General features: G+C 38.8%; 14 protein-coding genes. 10 read left to right on the forward strand and 4 right to left on the reverse strand.

From position 1 onward, the window contains the following. Positions 1 to 37: 37 nt before the first annotated feature. On the reverse strand, positions 38 to 922 hold the full coding sequence (gene omp33-36, locus ACQ7EO_RS00955; RefSeq protein WP_034612715.1) for a porin Omp33-36: 885 nt from the start codon (positions 920 to 922) through the stop codon (positions 38 to 40). Between the two features lie 878 nt (positions 923 to 1,800). Here omp33-36 and ACQ7EO_RS00960 point away from each other — a divergent pair. After that, complete coding sequence (locus ACQ7EO_RS00960; RefSeq protein ID WP_004816501.1) at positions 1,801 to 2,646, forward strand: OXA-274 family carbapenem-hydrolyzing class D beta-lactamase OXA-275; 846 nt, start codon at positions 1,801 to 1,803, stop codon at positions 2,644 to 2,646. Positions 2,647 to 2,932: 286 nt separating this feature from the next. Beyond that, positions 2,933 to 4,645, forward strand: coding sequence for a GGDEF domain-containing protein (locus ACQ7EO_RS00965; RefSeq protein WP_004816502.1), 1,713 nt, complete (start codon positions 2,933 to 2,935; stop codon positions 4,643 to 4,645). Positions 4,646 to 4,724: 79 nt separating this feature from the next. Here the strand turns inward: ACQ7EO_RS00965 and ACQ7EO_RS00970 are convergent, their stop codons facing one another. Both ACQ7EO_RS00970 and uvrA read right to left on the reverse strand, forming a co-directional pair. Further along, positions 4,725 to 5,294 (reverse strand): hypothetical protein, encoded by a 570-nt coding sequence (locus ACQ7EO_RS00970; protein WP_419263629.1) that lies wholly within the window; start codon positions 5,292 to 5,294, stop codon positions 4,725 to 4,727. A 250-nt stretch (positions 5,295 to 5,544) separates the two neighbouring features. Continuing rightward, positions 5,545 to 8,376, reverse strand: a complete 2,832-nt coding sequence (uvrA, locus tag ACQ7EO_RS00975; protein WP_004816511.1) for an excinuclease ABC subunit UvrA — start codon at positions 8,374 to 8,376, stop codon at positions 5,545 to 5,547. A 478-nt stretch (positions 8,377 to 8,854) separates the two neighbouring features. On the opposite strand from uvrA, the gene ACQ7EO_RS00980 reads away from it, so the two are divergent. Beyond that, positions 8,855 to 9,619: a hypothetical protein gene (locus tag ACQ7EO_RS00980; RefSeq protein ID WP_434278709.1), complete on the forward strand. Its 765-nt coding sequence runs from the start codon at positions 8,855 to 8,857 to the stop codon at positions 9,617 to 9,619. A 100-nt stretch (positions 9,620 to 9,719) separates the two neighbouring features. Continuing rightward, on the forward strand, positions 9,720 to 10,073 hold the full coding sequence (locus ACQ7EO_RS00985; RefSeq protein WP_434278710.1) for a GlpM family protein: 354 nt from the start codon (positions 9,720 to 9,722) through the stop codon (positions 10,071 to 10,073). A gap of 110 nt (positions 10,074 to 10,183) precedes the next feature. Here the strand turns inward: ACQ7EO_RS00985 and ACQ7EO_RS00990 are convergent, their stop codons facing one another. After that, complete coding sequence (locus tag ACQ7EO_RS00990; RefSeq protein ID WP_004816519.1) at positions 10,184 to 10,816, reverse strand: TIGR00730 family Rossman fold protein; 633 nt, start codon at positions 10,814 to 10,816, stop codon at positions 10,184 to 10,186. A gap of 373 nt (positions 10,817 to 11,189) precedes the next feature. Here ACQ7EO_RS00990 and ACQ7EO_RS00995 point away from each other — a divergent pair, with 373 nt between their 5' ends. The 6 genes from ACQ7EO_RS00995 to ACQ7EO_RS01020 all read left to right on the forward strand — a co-directional run bounded on the left by ACQ7EO_RS00995 (position 11,190) and on the right by ACQ7EO_RS01020 (position 16,556). Then, entirely contained in the window at positions 11,190 to 12,773 is a 1,584-nt protein-coding gene (locus ACQ7EO_RS00995) for a TerC family protein (protein WP_434278711.1), read from the forward strand. Positions 12,774 to 12,956: 183 nt separating this feature from the next. Further along, positions 12,957 to 13,424: a YchJ family protein gene (locus ACQ7EO_RS01000; protein ID WP_434278712.1), complete on the forward strand. Its 468-nt coding sequence runs from the start codon at positions 12,957 to 12,959 to the stop codon at positions 13,422 to 13,424. Positions 13,425 to 13,485: 61 nt separating this feature from the next. Next, positions 13,486 to 14,130, forward strand: a complete 645-nt coding sequence (locus ACQ7EO_RS01005; RefSeq protein ID WP_004816523.1) for a trimeric intracellular cation channel family protein — start codon at positions 13,486 to 13,488, stop codon at positions 14,128 to 14,130. A gap of 61 nt (positions 14,131 to 14,191) precedes the next feature. Beyond that, positions 14,192 to 14,695 (forward strand): GNAT family N-acetyltransferase, encoded by a 504-nt coding sequence (locus ACQ7EO_RS01010; RefSeq protein ID WP_434278713.1) that lies wholly within the window; start codon positions 14,192 to 14,194, stop codon positions 14,693 to 14,695. A 54-nt stretch (positions 14,696 to 14,749) separates the two neighbouring features. Beyond that, a complete protein-coding gene (gene niaP, locus ACQ7EO_RS01015; RefSeq protein ID WP_434278714.1) occupies positions 14,750 to 16,069 on the forward strand; it encodes a niacin transporter NiaP in 1,320 nt (439 codons plus the stop codon). 184 nt (positions 16,070 to 16,253) lie between these two features. Continuing rightward, positions 16,254 to 16,556 carry a hypothetical protein gene (locus ACQ7EO_RS01020; protein WP_244014341.1) on the forward strand — a complete coding sequence of 101 codons (303 nt, stop codon included), beginning with the start codon at positions 16,254 to 16,256 and terminating at the stop codon, positions 16,554 to 16,556. Positions 16,557 to 16,621 lie beyond the last annotated feature (65 nt).

Below are 16,621 nucleotides of genomic sequence, written 5' to 3' on the forward strand. Positions count from 1 at the left end.
CGTATGAGTCCTTTTTTTGATTCAATTTCTAAGCAACTTAGAAACGGAATTTAGCGTTTAAGCCAACAGTTTGCGTATCACCAACATACGAAATTGCTTGGCCTTTATTGTTTTCGTAGTTTGCATTTACGTAGCTTGCACCAACTGCAATCGCAGGCGTGATGAAGTAGTTTACGTTTGCACCCCAAGCTGAATCAGGCGTACCTTCGTAGCTAGACGCTGCGTAAGAAGCACCAACGCTTAATTGTGGGTTCAAATAGAAATCAGTTTTGAACTGGTATGCAGTCGCATCACCATAGATGATGCCTGATTCAAACGCTAAAGACATATTTGTACCGTCAATACCGCCAACGTATTTAGCACGTGCAGTGATTGCGTCTTGGTCTTCACCAATTGTTGCAGCTTCAGCAGTCGCTTTAGCAACGCCGTTACCCATAACATTGAATGCATCTAAAGCAACTTGGTCAGCAACGTTAGTATAACCAACAGCGACTAAGAAGTTTTGAGTAGGAAGAGCACCCACTTCTAATGCAAAACGATCGCCTTGATCATTTGGCAAGCCATTTTTACCGTCAAGGATTGTGTGGCTATAAGAAGCACTTGCGTATGCAGGTACATATGGAGTTGGAACATAAAGTTCAGCTTTAGCGCCGTAGTTATGTGCAACTACACCAGCGTCTAATTCGCCATAGTTATATGCTAAAGAAACATTTGATGCTTGGTTTAAGAACGCTGCTTCAGCCAATGGACCTTTTGAAGAGTCAACATTTTTGAAGTAGTAAGTCCCTTGCAAACCACCAGTGAAATCTTTGTCATTTTCAGTTGTATCGATATACTCTGATTGACCTTGAATTTCAAATTGGTATGCTTGAGCGCCGGTCATGGCTAATAATAAAGCAGTGGCTAAACCGAGTTTTTTCATAATCTTTTCCAATAGGAGAAATTGGTGAAACAGACGGCATTGTATTGTAACAAGATATTAAGTCAATGATGTTTAAGGCCACTGTTTACAAAGTAGATACATGAAATTTACATTGTTTAAAAAACGTACATTTAAACAGCTTTACGTCAACCTGTAAAAAAACTTAATTATAACAACAGACTAAATTCAGACAAAAGTTTTATTTCATATAAAACATATATCAAATTGTTAAATTAATACATTCATTTTATTGTTTGTTTTTGTTTTTTAATCGATATTACCGATGGTTATTTTACGATCAATGTCAAGAAAATGTCATTAAATTCTGCTTATTTTTAGAATTAATTTGTGATTCTACAATCATTTCATGTGAATATTGTTGTTTTATTCTCAATTATTCATAAAAACGATAATTCATTTATATCCGATCAATTTAATAGGTTTTACAAAGTAAAAGATATTTTGAATAATGAGTCAATAAAGTTCATTCATTTTAAATGAATTTTTTTGAGATTTTGAGTTTATATGCCCAGCTTTCCCCAAGGTTGGGCTTTTTTTATTTAAAAATTCAAAGCAAATCGCATTAAACAGACAATAAAAGTATTGCACCAATATGTAGCATAATTAAGCAAAAGATGAATTGTGTTGGCATGATTCTTGCCAAAAAAAATCCCAATTTTCAAAGAAAACTGGGATTTTTCGCCAAAATCTGGAGCAAATCAATAAATTCTGCTGAGGAATATTAATAAATTGCCCTAATGAAGTGCATTATGCACCAATATATTGCACCTGTAAATATTTTCTTACATTCAATTTAAAAAATAATTCATGGGCTCATCTACACTATTTCAGATTGAGTCGATGGCTAAGTAAAGTTTATGAGTAATTACCGATTTAAATCTAAAATAAAAAGCAGTGTATTGATCATTCTGAGTAGTGTGGCATTTTCAGGTTGTGTTTCTAATGCCAATTTGCATGATCCAGCGTCATCACAAAGAACAAGTGAAATCCCGTTGTTGTTTAATTATGCGCAAACTCAAGCCGTCTTTGTGACTTATGATGGAACTCAATTTAAACGTTATGGGAATGATTTAAATAGAGCCAAGACTGCCTATATTCCAGCCTCTACTTTTAAAATGTTGAATGCCTTAATTGGTTTGCAACATGCGAAAGCGACGAATACAGAAGTATTTAAGTGGAATGGAGAAAAAAGATCTTTTCCTGCATGGGAAAAAGATATGACCTTGGCACAAGCAATGCAGGCTTCAGCCGTACCTGTATATCAGGAGTTGGCACGACGTATTGGCTTGGATTTGATGAGTAAAGAAGTCAAGCGTGTTGGTTTTGGCAATACACAAATTGGTCAACAGGTAGATAATTTCTGGCTAGTCGGCCCATTGAAAATTACCCCAGAGCAAGAAGCTAAATTTGCTTTTCAATTGGCAAACAAAACATTGCCTTTTGATGATGCTGTACAGCAACAAGTTAAAGATATGCTCTATGTCGAAAGACGGGGTGATTCCAAGCTTTATGCCAAAAGTGGATGGGGAATGGATGTGGAGCCACAAGTGGGTTGGTATACGGGATGGGTGGAACAGCCGAATGGTCAGATCACCGCTTTTGCTTTAAACATGCACATGCAGACAGGGGATGATCCTGCTGAACGCAAGCAACTGACATTAAGTATCTTGGATAAATTAGGCTTATTCTTTTATTTGAGATAAATGCAGTAGATAAAAAAATGCCCAGTTTATTGGGGGAAACTGGGCAATAAAAAAGGTAAATTTTCAAATCATGAGAATTTCTATCTAAGTCCAATTTTATGCAAATTCTATTTATATGTAAAATGTGAATTTTGAATATTACTCATCTATAAAAACGATAATATAAAGGCGTTGAACGCTGTAGATTAAACTTGATTATGTGGAGTAGTTTATGTGTATATATTCTATAATATAAACAAAATTTCTTTAGCTTTATTGCGATATAACTTCCCACAGGACCATGGTGATGGTGCATGAACTCAGATCAGAACAAATAAGCACGCGTTTGCTTATCCTCATGTCAGTCATCATTTTGTCTGTTTTGTTAATTGCTGTTCCACAAATCATCAGTAATTATCGAGAGTATAGTCGAGCAAATCGAGCTTTAGTCAATATTCAAGCCTTGCAAGTTTTTGCTGAAACATCCAATAAAATTTCACGGGAAAGAGCGCCAACAAATAAAGCAATGTCGAGCACGACAGCAAATTTTCCAGACAGAATAAAAGAATTGCAGGACTATCGTAAGGACGTAGATCAGCAGATTAATTTAACCGTCGAGACCTTAAACAAGGCGGGGTTTAGCAGTTTGGCGGATCAAGTTGATGTTCAGTTAAGACATGATTTGAACATCGCCCGCAAACAAGTCGATGCTTATTTAGCCTTACCATTAAAAGAACGTAATTCAGTGCAAATGGATCAAGTGATTCAGGGAATGTTTCGGGCATGGGATAGTTGTAGAGCCATGTTGCAGCAATTAATTAACCATTCAAAAAAGAATAATAGTGATGTGACGGATTATGCTTCAATTGTGCTGATATTGGCTGATTTACGAGATCAATCTGGACGAGTTGCGTCTAACATCATGGCACCCCTAAGCTTTTCCGAACCACTGCCTGAATATAACAAAGCACGCTCATTACAAACGCAAGAACAGGTTAAATATTTATGGCGTTTGATGGATACCATGCAAATAGAGTCTTTAAAAACGCCAGAGTATCTTTATTTATATGGTCAGGTGAAAACTCAATTTATTGACCAAGGCTTACCCATCGTAAATCGTTTGGTGCAAGAGAGTAGAAATCAGCAGCCTTATTTTTTAACGGCAAACCAACTGACAGATGCAATCGTGGATAAGTTTACCACGGTGGTAAATTTACAAAAATATTTACTAGAAACTCATGCCTTAAGTGCACGTCATCGAATGGAATCGGAGCAACGTCAATTTTTTATCACGCTATTTATTTCTCTTTTGTCATTGTCGGTCGCAGTTTTTACGATGTTATATACACGTAAAAAGTTATTTGAACCCTTGATATATGCAAGAAATATGATTTTGGAACTGTCTCAAGTACAAGAACGTGATTATTTAGGGGATGCTTCGATACAAACCAAAGAGGTGCATACCCTAACTGATGCGCTTGATAAATTAAAAGAAATGCTTAAGCAACGTGATGCTTTTGAATTTCAATTACAAAATAGCGCCAACACTGACAGTTTAACCGGTGTTTCAAATCGATTGGCTTTAGATGTTTATTTAAAAAATATTGCGACACAAACGGAGCGGTTTCAAGAGTTGACCTTGATCATGGTGGATATTGATAATTTTAAATATGTGAATGATCGCTTTGGACATATTTTAGGTGATTCGGTTATTGTTGAAATTGCTCGATGTTTAAAAGCAAATATTGCGCAATCTGATTTGATTGTACGTTTCGGTGGCGATGAATTTTTGATTTTGATTGATCGTATTCAATGGGATTGGGCGTTGCAAATTTCTGAAAGCATTTTGGCTGATGTCTCACGGTTAAATTTTAACAGTTCTATGTCTAACGAACAGCTTAATGTTTCTGTCAGTATTGGCGTGGCAACAGGGGCTGAAAGTTGGGAAGCCTTATTTAATCGGGCAGATGCATCGCTATTTAAGGCCAAAGCACAAGGTCGAAATAAAGTCGTGGGATGATCGACTGGGAATCTTGATGATGATTAACCCGTTTGAAAATGTTGATTTATCGTCAGCATTTAATGATAAAAATGCTGAATTATTTAGAAGTGACTTTACGTAACTCAGCATACAATTGATTTAAAAATCGTTGCTGTTCGGCATTGTCTTTAAAGTAGCGTTGATAAAGCACACTACAGCTTTCCACATCAACAATATTATTGAGATTAAATGACCAATCCTCTGTATTTTTAATACTAATCCCTAGATCATCACCACAACGTTGCCACTGTTTGGAGAAGCCAGAGTTTTGATTGGGAGCAAGCTGCTTAAATTCTGCGTTAAGGTTAAAGCCGCGCATTTCTGAGTTGGTGAATTTGTTGATCGCACTGATTGGCACACCGGCCCATATAATGGTTTGTCCACTCGGCAATGAGATGCCTTTCAGTTTACTTTCATTCATTAACTGACTTTGTCTACCGGTTTTAAAGCCCTGTTTTTCGTAGGTCAAAGTAGAGCCAATAGGAAGCTGTATTTTTTTAATCAGTAAGGGCTGGGTGGTGATAAAATAAGGATTGTCGGGTCTGCCATTACCACCCGCAATGTTTATACTGCAACTGCTGAGTAAACAGACACTTAGGGCTAAAAAGCATAAGTAAAGAAGCTTCATAAGGAAAATATCCTGTGCTATGCATTGATCTTGCCTTGTTTAAATTAGAAATGCAAAATTTGCTCAGCAAATCCTCAAATTAAGCCAATGATTGTTGGAATATATAAGAGAAAGGCGCGAATCTGAGTTTTATAAAAATTATATGAGCTATTTAATTTCGAGCTTAGATGATTAATCTCCCCCTAAGTCCTGTGGGATAAAGAGAGAAACTCCCCCCTTATTTAAAGGAGGGAGGGGAAGATGCAGGGAATTACTTCAACAACGGCTTTAAGAACTTCGCTGTATGTGAAACTTTAGATTTCACCACTTGTTCTGGGGTACCTTCCGCAATAATCTGACCACCCCCTGCGCCACCTTCAGGGCCTAAATCAATCACCCAGTCCGCCGTCTTAATTACATCGAGATTATGCTCAATCACCACAATGGTATTGCCCTTATTGCGTAGTTCATGAAGAATATCGAGCAGTTTGGCAATATCATGGAAATGCAAACCAGTGGTTGGTTCATCCAGTACATACAGGGTTTTACCTGTATCGCGTTTTGCCAGCTCACGTGCCAGTTTGACCCGTTGCGCTTCACCACCAGATAGCGTTGTTGCAGACTGACCTAAGCGGATATAGCCTAACCCGACTTGGTTTAAGGTTTCCAAACGACGGTGAATCACTGGGATTGCATCAAAGAAATGCATCGCATCTTCGACGGTCATTTCCAATACGTCAGAAATATTCTTGCCTTTATAACCAACTTCTAAGGTTTCACGGTTATAACGCTGACCATGACAGTTATCACAAGGCACGTACATATCGGGTAAGAAGTGCATGGCAACTTTGATCATACCATCCCCCTCACACACCTCACAGCGCCCGCCTTTGACGTTAAACGAGAAACGACCTGCAGCATAACCACGGGCTTTAGCTTCAGGGGTTTGTGCAAACAATTCACGAATCGGGGTAAACAAACCGGTATATGTCGCTGGGTTGGAACGTGGAGTACGCCCAATCGGACTTTGGTCAATGTCTACCACTTTATCAAGGAACTGTAAGCCATCAATCGAATCAAACTTTTCAGCAGTTAAGGTGGTTGCACCATTTAATTGCGTCGCTGCAAGTGGTAACAGGGTACGGTTAATTAAGGTGGATTTACCTGAACCTGAAACACCTGTCACACAAGTCATTACACCTAAAGGAATCGTCAAATCAACATTTTGTAAGTTATGCCCTGATGCGCCCATCAGTTTAATTTGTTCTTCAGGCTTAGGCGGTTTAACTCGCTCTTTGGGCACTGCAATTTTTAACTTACCAGAGAGGTATTTTCCTGTTAGAGAGTTCTCATTGGCTGCAAGTTCATCATAGGTTCCTTCGGCAATGATATGACCACCATGCACACCAGCACCCGGACCAATATCAATAATATGGTCGGCTGCACGGATTGCATCTTCATCATGCTCAACCACTAAAACGGTATTGCCCAGATCACGCAAACGAACCAGTGTTTCCAATAAACGATCATTATCGCGTTGGTGTAACCCAATGGATGGCTCATCTAAAACGTACATCACCCCCATTAGACCAGCACCAATTTGTGAGGCTAGGCGGATACGTTGTGCTTCACCACCTGAAAGTGTTTCAGCAGAGCGAGATAGGCTTAAATAATTTAAACCGACTGATACAAGGAAGTGCAAACGCTCGCGAATTTCTTTAAAAATTTTATCGGCAATTTCACCTTTGGCACCTTCAAGATTTAAATCTTGATAGTAGCTTTCAGCATCACCAATCGACATTTTGGTAATTTGGGCAATGGTTTTGTCTTTAACACGGACATGACGTGAAATTTCATTTAAACGTGAGCCGCCACAAGCATCACAAGCGGCATTGGATAAGTACTGCGCCAGATCATCACGGACATAATTAGATTCAGTTTCACGATAACGACGCTCCAAATGAGGCAAAATGCCTTCAAAAGGTTGTACCCGATTGTGTTTACGACCACGTTCATCGATATAGCTAAGATCAACTTTTTCTTTGCCTGTACCGTAAAGAAATTTCTTTTTCGTATCAGCGTCGAGTTCATTCCAAGGGGTGTCTAACGAAAAGCCAAAATGATCTGCAACTTTCTGAATCATGCTGTAATAGTATGGACGTTGTCTGTCCCAGCCACGGATTGCACCTTGGCTGATAGAAACATCTGGGCTTGGAATCAGTTTTTCAGCACTGAAATGACTACGGGTACCTAAACCGTCGCAGACAGGGCAGGCACCAAATGGGTTATTGAACGAGAACAGGCGTGGTTCTAGTTCAGCAACAGCGCGGTCGCATTCAGGGCAGGAATGTTTTGCTGAAAATACACGGTCAGGATGTTCACCACCCATCCACGATAAAATCGCCAGATCACTGCCTAAACGTAATGCTGTTTCAAAGCTTTCGGCAATTCTGTTACCTAAATCATCACGGACTTTAAAACGGTCAACCACAACTTCAATGGTGTGCTTTTTCTTTTTATCGAGTTCTGGTGGTGTATCAATATCAATCACTTCACCATCCACACGCGCGCGGACAAAACCTTGGCTCTGTAATTGCTCAAACAGGTTGCTGTATTCACCTTTACGCTCACGAACAACTGGTGCAAGGAGCATCAACGCTGTGCCTTCTTCCAGTCCTTTCACTGCATCGACCATTTCAGAAACAGTCTGTGCAACCATCGGCAAGTCGTGCTCTGGGCAGTAGGGTGTGCCAACACGTGCATACAGTAAACGTAAATAGTCGTAGATTTCAGTAATGGTTCCCACGGTTGAACGGGGGTTATGGCTGGTAGATTTCTGTTCAATCGCAATCGCAGGGCTTAAACCTTCAATTGAATCAACTTCAGGCTTTTCCATTTGTGAAAGGAACTGACGTGCATACGCAGATAAAGATTCGACATAACGGCGCTGACCCTCAGCATATAAGGTATCGAAAGCCAGAGATGATTTCCCTGAGCCTGAGAGTCCTGTGATGACCACAAACTTGTCACGTGGAATATCGAGTGACACATTTTTTAAATTATGGGTACGTGCGCCTCGAATACGGATATGACTTTGACTCATAAAAGCTTTCTCGAAATTATGCGAATTAAAGGGGTATATGATAGCGATTTAATTTTGTTCAAGCTGTAAAAAATAGTTTTTAAACGACAAATTGTGTCATGTAACTGACCATTTAAAACTGTGATGGAGTTTGAGTTTTTGAATAAAATAATAATATTCATATGTTTATGATAGTTTTCAATAATTTTTAGGGTCGCATTCAGCTAATTTAAAATCAAAGCTATAATTTATTTAAAATAAGTTATTGAAGAAAAATGAGATATGCAGTCAGCTTTTGATGCTGTGCTGATTTCTGAGTACTTATTTCGATATTGCATAGGGTAGAACGAATAAACCAGATCAGCTTTAAGATTGGTCCTGTGGTGCAATCAATAACCACTTATCTAAAAAAGAGAATTGTTAGACAAATGTTCTGTGATTAACCATTGTTTTTATTATAAAATGTGTGATATCTATCGCACTTGTGGAGGGCTCGAAAATGAATATACGAAAAATTATATCAGTTGTTTGTTTTGCATTTTCTTGCAATGTCTTGGCAGGCGAGACTTCACAAGTTTTATTTGATCAAGTGTTAAATTTAAAACCCAATCAATTGTACGAATTAGAATTAGAAGATGTACAAGCGGGGGATCAGATTTGGACAGCGGTTTATTTGGTTGGGCGACAAAATTATCCGGGACTTACTGCAAAAGTTGAGTTTGTCATGGACAATCAAGGCCTGTTAAATAAAGCCAATCCCAGTGAGCATGCTGTATATCAAACATTGATTGCAGAAAATTTGACGCAAACCAATCAATATACATTTAAACAATTCAAAGGCTTAAACACATTCATTGAAGATGCTTCAGAACAGCTGATTACAGATCCGATATTGGAAAAAACAGATAGCATTCGTATTTATAGTCAAGTGAATGACTGGATCCCTGAATACAACACTTATGAACCCACCAAAGTGAAATTTGGTATTCAAAATCCTTTGGATTTTGACATTGTTGCGGCTTATGTTTTGGTGGGCAAAGGTGAAAAGCCTGCTGAACTCAGTGAATTAAATTTTAAAAATATTCCAGCCTCTTATGTCTCACCTTTGCCTCCAGTACCAGCCGATTTTACTCAAGCTGAAGTGAATAAATCTGAGACGCACTTGAGTAGAAGTGAGCTAAAATTTATCTTTTTTATCGTGATGGCGATTGTTATGGGTTTGGTTGCGTTTATTAACCGAGGCAAATTAAAACGCGCTTTTTAAAGCTTTAACTTATAGCGCATTAAATTTCTAATATTTTAGATTTCAAATTTACACGCTTGGCGTAAACTCTTGCACTGATCATGTGTTTGAGTAATTTTAGATGTTGTCTTTATTTTTGAAATGTATTCTGGGTGCAGCAGTGGTTTTGCTGATTTCAATCCTTTCAAAAAGTAAGGCATTTTATATTGCAGGTTTAGCCCCACTTTTTCCAACATTTGCATTGATTGCACATGTGATTGTGGCGCAGGAAAAAGGTGCTGAAGCCTTAAAGCAAACAGCCTTATTCGGGCTATGGTCATTGATACCGTATTTCATTTATTTGTTCACGGTTTATTTATTGGCAACTAAGCTTTCGATGTGGTCTTGTTTAGGGATTGCAACGTTATGCTGGATTGTGGCTGCTGCGGTTTTGATTTATGCATGGCAATTGTTTCAGAATGGATCGGTTTTATGATTTATTGAATCAATAAAAAGAGTTGCAATGAATACTTTTGAGTGGATTGTAAAGTTCATGAGCCTTTGATCAAGGCTCATTTTTAGGGATGAATTTTAATAATGAGATATTTAAACAATAAACTGTTTAGGACTTTCTAGGTTCTTAATGGCATTGTAAATTTGATCTGCATGATTACACACAATCAGTTTTGCCCGATGTTGAGGCGGTAAAAAGCCTTCAATAACAGCATGGTCTAATTGCGCAATCAAATGGTCATAGAAACCATTGACGTTATATAACATCATCGGTTTTTGATGTTGATTCAATTGTCCCCATGTCGCGACTTCTAAAATTTCTTCAAAGGTACCAAAACCACCAGGCAGAGCGACAAAAGCACTCGCGCGTTCAGCCATCATAGCCTTACGTTCATGCATGTTTTGCACAATATGTAATTCTGTTAATTGGTTATGGGCAATTTCATAATCCAGCATAAATTCGGGAATAACACCCACAACATCACCGCCATGTTCAGTGACCGTATCTGCAACTTGGCCCATTAAGCCAATACTTGCACCGCCATAGACAATTCCAAAACCTTGTTCTGCGATGCCTTGGGCAAGTTGGATGGCTTTTTCTCGATAGGTGGGATTATTTCCAGGTCGGGAGCCACAATAGAGCGCGATTAAACATTGTGTGGCTTTATGTTGTTGTTGATCTAATTCGAAAGGTTTATTCATCATTACAGGCAATACACTATTCATAATTTATTTTTTCACCTTAACTTATCATGTTCTTATACATTTCTACTACTTTAAGTAAGAAATGTGACAAAAACATGTTGTGTTATCGGCGCTTTTGCAATGATTTGTATCACTTTGATTTTGTATTTAATTTTAGATAAATCAGTAAAAATCCTGATAAATGAGATGAAATTCCTATCTGGATTGCCTATAATTAACGCTTATTTATCAACAAATGAATCATCATGGGTAGTGGTTGTAGTCGCTCCGAAAATGCACAATCTTTAGACAAAATAATAGTTCAAAATACACTAAAGTTTTCTTCTCAATTCCGAAATTTACAGTTCTCACATGCTGAAAATAGCTATTGCACATTTTCAATGGAGCAAGATCAATGATACTTGAGTGGATGTCTGATCCTTCTGCATGGGTTGGTCTTGCAACTTTAGTTGTTTTAGAAATCGTTTTGGGTATTGATAACCTTGTATTTATTGCAATTTTGGCAGAAAAACTTCCGCCTGAACAACGTGATAAAGCAAGGATTATTGGGCTTTTACTAGCCCTCTGTATGCGAATGGTGTTACTGGCATCCATTGCATGGGTGGTGACATTAACCGAACCATTATTCCATCTCTTTGAGCATGCTTTTTCTGGGCGTGATCTGATCCTGCTGTTTGGTGGTGTGTTCTTATTGTTTAAAGGCACAATGGAACTACATGAACGCCTTGAAGGTGGTCAGGATCTTAAAGAAGAAAATCCTGTACATGCTGTATTTTGGATGGTCATTGTCCAAATTGTTGTTTTAGATGCAGTATTCTCCCTAGACAGTGTGATCACCGCTGTGGGAATGGTGAAAGAACTTTCAGTGATGATGATCGCTGTGGTGATTGCCGTAGCTATTATGCTGTGGGCATCAAAAGCCTTGATGGACTTTGTCAATAAGCACCCGACAGTCGTGATTCTATGTCTTGGCTTTTTGATGATGATCGGTTTTTCATTGATCGTCGAAGGTTTTGGTTATCACATTCCAAAAGGTTATTTATATGCAGCGATTGGTTTCTCGGTACTGATCGAATTTATGAACCAAACCATGCGTAAAAACCAAGAGAAAATGGTGACAACGACCGACTTACGTTTCCGTACAGCTTCTGCGGTATTGAAAATGTTAGGTGGAAAAAGTGCCGATAGTCAAAATGGTAAAGCGGATGATGTGATCGCAACACAAGCACTGGCAGATGAAATTTTTGATGATGAAAATGGTGCTTACCATAGTGTTATGGTTCAAGGGGTCTTGGGACTATCAGAACGTCCAGTAAAATCGGTCATGACACCGCGCCCTGAACTAGAATGGTTAGATTTGGATGAAGACGAAGCCAGCATTAAAGAAAATTTGATGGCAATGTCACATTCACGTTTAATTTTGGCACATGGTGAATTGGATAATATTGCGGGTATTGTTTTAACCCATAAAGTTTTAAATGATTATATCGAAACGGGTGTTTTAAATTTTGAAAAACACTTACGCGAGCCTGTGATTGTGCATGAAAATGCGCAAGTGTTGATGGTGATGGAACAACTGCGTCAGGCACCCTTACAAATGGCGATTGTATTAAATGAATATGGGTCAATTGAAGGGATTGCAACGCCGATTGATGTGCTTGAAGCAATCGCAGGCGAATTCCCTGATGAAGGTGAACTAGAAGCTGCTGCGGAAAGTCTTGAAGATGGTTCGTTGATCCTTGAAGGTTCAACTGATATTCGTCATGTTTCTTTGCTGTTAGGTCGTGATTTAGTCGATGAGTCGGAACAATACTCAACCCTTTCGGGTTATATCTTGTTTCATCTCGGGCGTTTGCCTGAAAATGGTCAAAAGCTTCAAGTCGATGGCTATGAGTTTGAAGTGGTAACGATGGATGGGCATAAGATTGAGAAGGTGCATATTATGGCATTAACAAAATCTAAAGATGCCGAGTCCTAATGGATTTGTTGTAATGAAGCCAGTCGAAAGACTGGCTTCTTTTTATTTTGTTTTTTGAAAATAATGATTTAAACCATATCGTTAAAATAATGTCCAGATGACATCATTCATATAGAAAGAATAGGTTTCGATTTCCTGCTGGGTTGGATTATTATTGAACCTATTCAAATTTTGAGTATTTTCATGTCCAATCTATCCTGTCCATGTGGTTCAGCACTTTATGCTGAATGCTGTCAGCCGCTGCATTTGGGGAAGAACAAAGCCAAGACAGCAGCACAGTTGATGCGTTCGCGTTATAGCGCTTTTGCCAAACATGAGATTGATTATATTGTTCAGACCACTGCGCTTGGACAGCAGCAAGCTTTGGATATTAAAGCGATTTCAGACTGGAGCAAAGCCAATCAATGGCTCAGTCTCGAAGTGGTGCAAGCCCAAGAAAAGCTCGATAAAAATCATGCTCAAGTTGAATTTAAAGCACATTTTCATGATGGTCAGCAGGCTCAAATACACCATGAAGTTTCCTACTTTGTCCAGCATGCTGGTGTATGGTATTTCCTAGATCCAACCACAGATCAGCCAATCACCATGAAACAACCATGTATTTGTGGATCCACCAAAAAATTTAAGCAATGTTGCGCACAATTTTTATAACTTTTAGTTCATTTTTGACTTAAAATAGCGCGCATCTTTTCCCATCAGTGGATGAAGGGCAATGTTACTGACGATTATTTATATTATAGCCATTACAGCAGAAGCCATGACTGGAGCGCTGTCCGCAGGACGACGCAGTATGGACTGGTTTGGGGTGATACTGATTGCCTGTGTCACTGCACTCGGTGGTGGTTCTGTGCGAGATGTTTTACTTGGACATTATCCACTGACTTGGGTGAAACATCCTGAATACCTTGTTCTGACATGCTGTGCTGCCTTTGTCACCATTATTATTGCCAAATGGATGAAGCACTTACATTCAATTTTCTTATTGTTGGATGCTTTAGGCTTAATTGGTTTTACCATTATTGGCTGTCAAATTGCCTTGCAAATGGGACATGGTTTTGTGGTTTCCGCCGTTGCTGGGGTGTTAACAGGGGTATCTGGTGGTATTCTACGAGATATTTTGTGTAATGATGTTCCGCTGGTCTTCCGTCGTGAACTGTATGCGTCGATTTCCTTTGTCGCGGTGATTTTCTATTGGTTCTGTATAGATTTTGGTTTATCGCTTGAAATTACCGTGGTTTCTACTTTAGTTTTTGGTTTTGCATTACGTTGTGTGGCGATTTATTTTGGTTTGGAAATGCCGAAATTTATCTATAAAGATCATGATGAACAATCGGCATCTTCTAAAGATGAGTCCTAAGAATGGATGCTTGCACAGCAGCTATTGACTGTGAATCGCTACGTTTAACTTTGAGCTTGGTATGTCATATCTGATTCAGCAAAATCTTAAACTTGAAAAATTTACTGAGCTAGATTTTGCTGTGTATTTTGAATTGGTCAAAAATATTAAAGTCATGCAAATGATTACCGAACGAGCATTAACGCTTGAGGAAGCGCATACGGAATTTGCCAAGATTTTATCTAAGAATGCCTATGATGTAGCATTGGGAAATTATAAAATTCTTGATGCTCAAACAAATGACTTTATCGGTTTAGCTAAACTCGAGTTGGATCAGCCAACAGCAACAACTGCGGAATTGGGCTATATGCTTTTACCTGAATATTGGGGGAAAGGTATTGCCAGTCAGGTTGTTACATTTTTAATTGAGCATGCAAAACAACAAGCATATTTAAAGGATCTTATGGCTATTATTGATCCCGAAAATATAGCTTCAAGAAAAATATTGATAAACAATGGTTTCCATTCTCAAGAGTTTAAAGATTTTGACGGACTAGCAGGAGAAATTCTGCTGTTCAGTCTTTAAAATTAAACAACGAGCCAAAGGTGTTTCTGCTTTTACATATTTGTTGAGTGCATTATGGATTTAGTATCACGTGTACAACGCTTACCCATAGGTAAATTTCACTATACCTTACTCTGGGTGATCGGACTGGGCTGGATGTTTGATGCCATGGATACAGGACTGATCTCCTTTATTCTCACCAAAATGGCAGAAGAATGGCAAATGACCCCTACTGAAAAAGGCTGGGTGGTCTCCATTGGCTTTGTGGGTATGGCAATTGGTGCTGTATTTTCAGGTGGTTTGGCTGATCGAATTGGTCGTAGAACAGTCTTTGCGATTACTTTGGTGACCTATAGCATTGCAACCGCGTTATGTGCTTTTGCACCGAATCTGACTTGGTTATTGCTGTTCCGTTTTATTGTCGGATTAGGGCTGGGTGGGCAACTTCCTGTGGCTGTGACTTTGGTCAGTGAATATATCCCCGCTCAAGTACGTGGTCGATTTATCGTACTTTTAGAAAGTTTCTGGGGACTTGGCTGGCTTGTTGCTGCGCTTATTTCTTATTTTGTAATTCCTGATTATGGTTGGCATATAGCATTTTTGATTGGTGGTTTACCTGCAATTTATGTTTTTATGATTCTCAAAAAAGTGCCTGAATCGGTTCCTTATTTGATTAATCGTGGACGAATTGAAGAAGCCCATGCACTGGTACAGAAACTGGAACGGCAGTGTGGGGTAGAAGTGATTGAAACCATTGAAGTCAAACCTGTTTCAGCAAAACAAACGATTTCATTTTCACAGCTTTGGTCAGGTGCTTTTGCCCGTCGTACTTTGATGCTGTGGTTGATTTGGTTTGGTATCGTCTATTCTTATTATGGCATTTTTACTTGGTTACCAAGTTTGCTGGTCAAGCAGGGCTATACCATTGTGCAGTCTTTTGAATATGTGCTCGGGATGATTTTGGCACAATTACCCGGTTATGTGGCTGCGGCTTGGTTGGTGGAAAAGCTTGGACGTAAAGTAACGCTCGCTGGTTTTATTGGTCTGTGTGCGCTTTCTGCTTACTTCTTTGGTCAAGCGACCTCAGTCAATATGATTATGTTGTGGGGATGCTTAATGTCGTTCTTTAATTTGGGTGCGTGGGGGGTGCTATATACTTATACACCTGAACAATACCCAACCAATATTCGTGCTTTTGGCTCAGGTTGGGCATCTGCAATCGGTCGTATGGGGGGAATTGTCGCACCTTTGGTGGTGACCCATATGATGGTGGCAAGTGATGGATTTAGTTCCGTCTTTATGATGTTTACGATTGTACTTTTCGCTGTTGCCGCTGTGGTTTTGGTCTTGGGTGAAGAAACCAAAGGTAAGACCTTAGAAGAGATTGGGTTATAGTGGTTTATTGAAATATATAAAAACATAGCGCTAAAAAACGATAACAAAGAAAAAGTATACAATGGCTGATATAGGGTTAATCTTGCCTCTCAGCCATTTTAATTTCTCTAACGTTAAAATTAAAAAAACCAATCATTCATAGCGATATTATCAAATAGATCAGACCAGTATTGAGGGCGGAATAATGAAAAGTAAAATAGGATTAAGCTTTTGTATTGTTTATCTTTTGCTTACCGCATTTTGTCTTTATATCGCGTTAGATCCAATGACGGATAACAAAGGAAACTTTGTTTTCTTACAATTACCGATAGGTTTTCAAGTCTCGGCATTTAATGCAATTGGCTTAGGCCCTTTATTCGATCGGCTGTCTTGGACGCAAGCGTACAGTTTTGTGGTTCCTGTTACTTTGCTGCTTCTATATGGGATCGGGTGGTTGTTGAGTTCGAGCATTCATTCTATAAAAACGCGAAATGGACCACTTCAATAAGTTTCAGCATTTATAAATTTCATTTGAAATAAAGCGCATACCCCAATTTAAAAATAGCAGTTTAA

The organism is Acinetobacter sp. CE-15 (genome assembly GCF_051059255.1).
GTDB classification, from domain to species: domain Bacteria; phylum Pseudomonadota; class Gammaproteobacteria; order Pseudomonadales; family Moraxellaceae; genus Acinetobacter; species Acinetobacter guillouiae.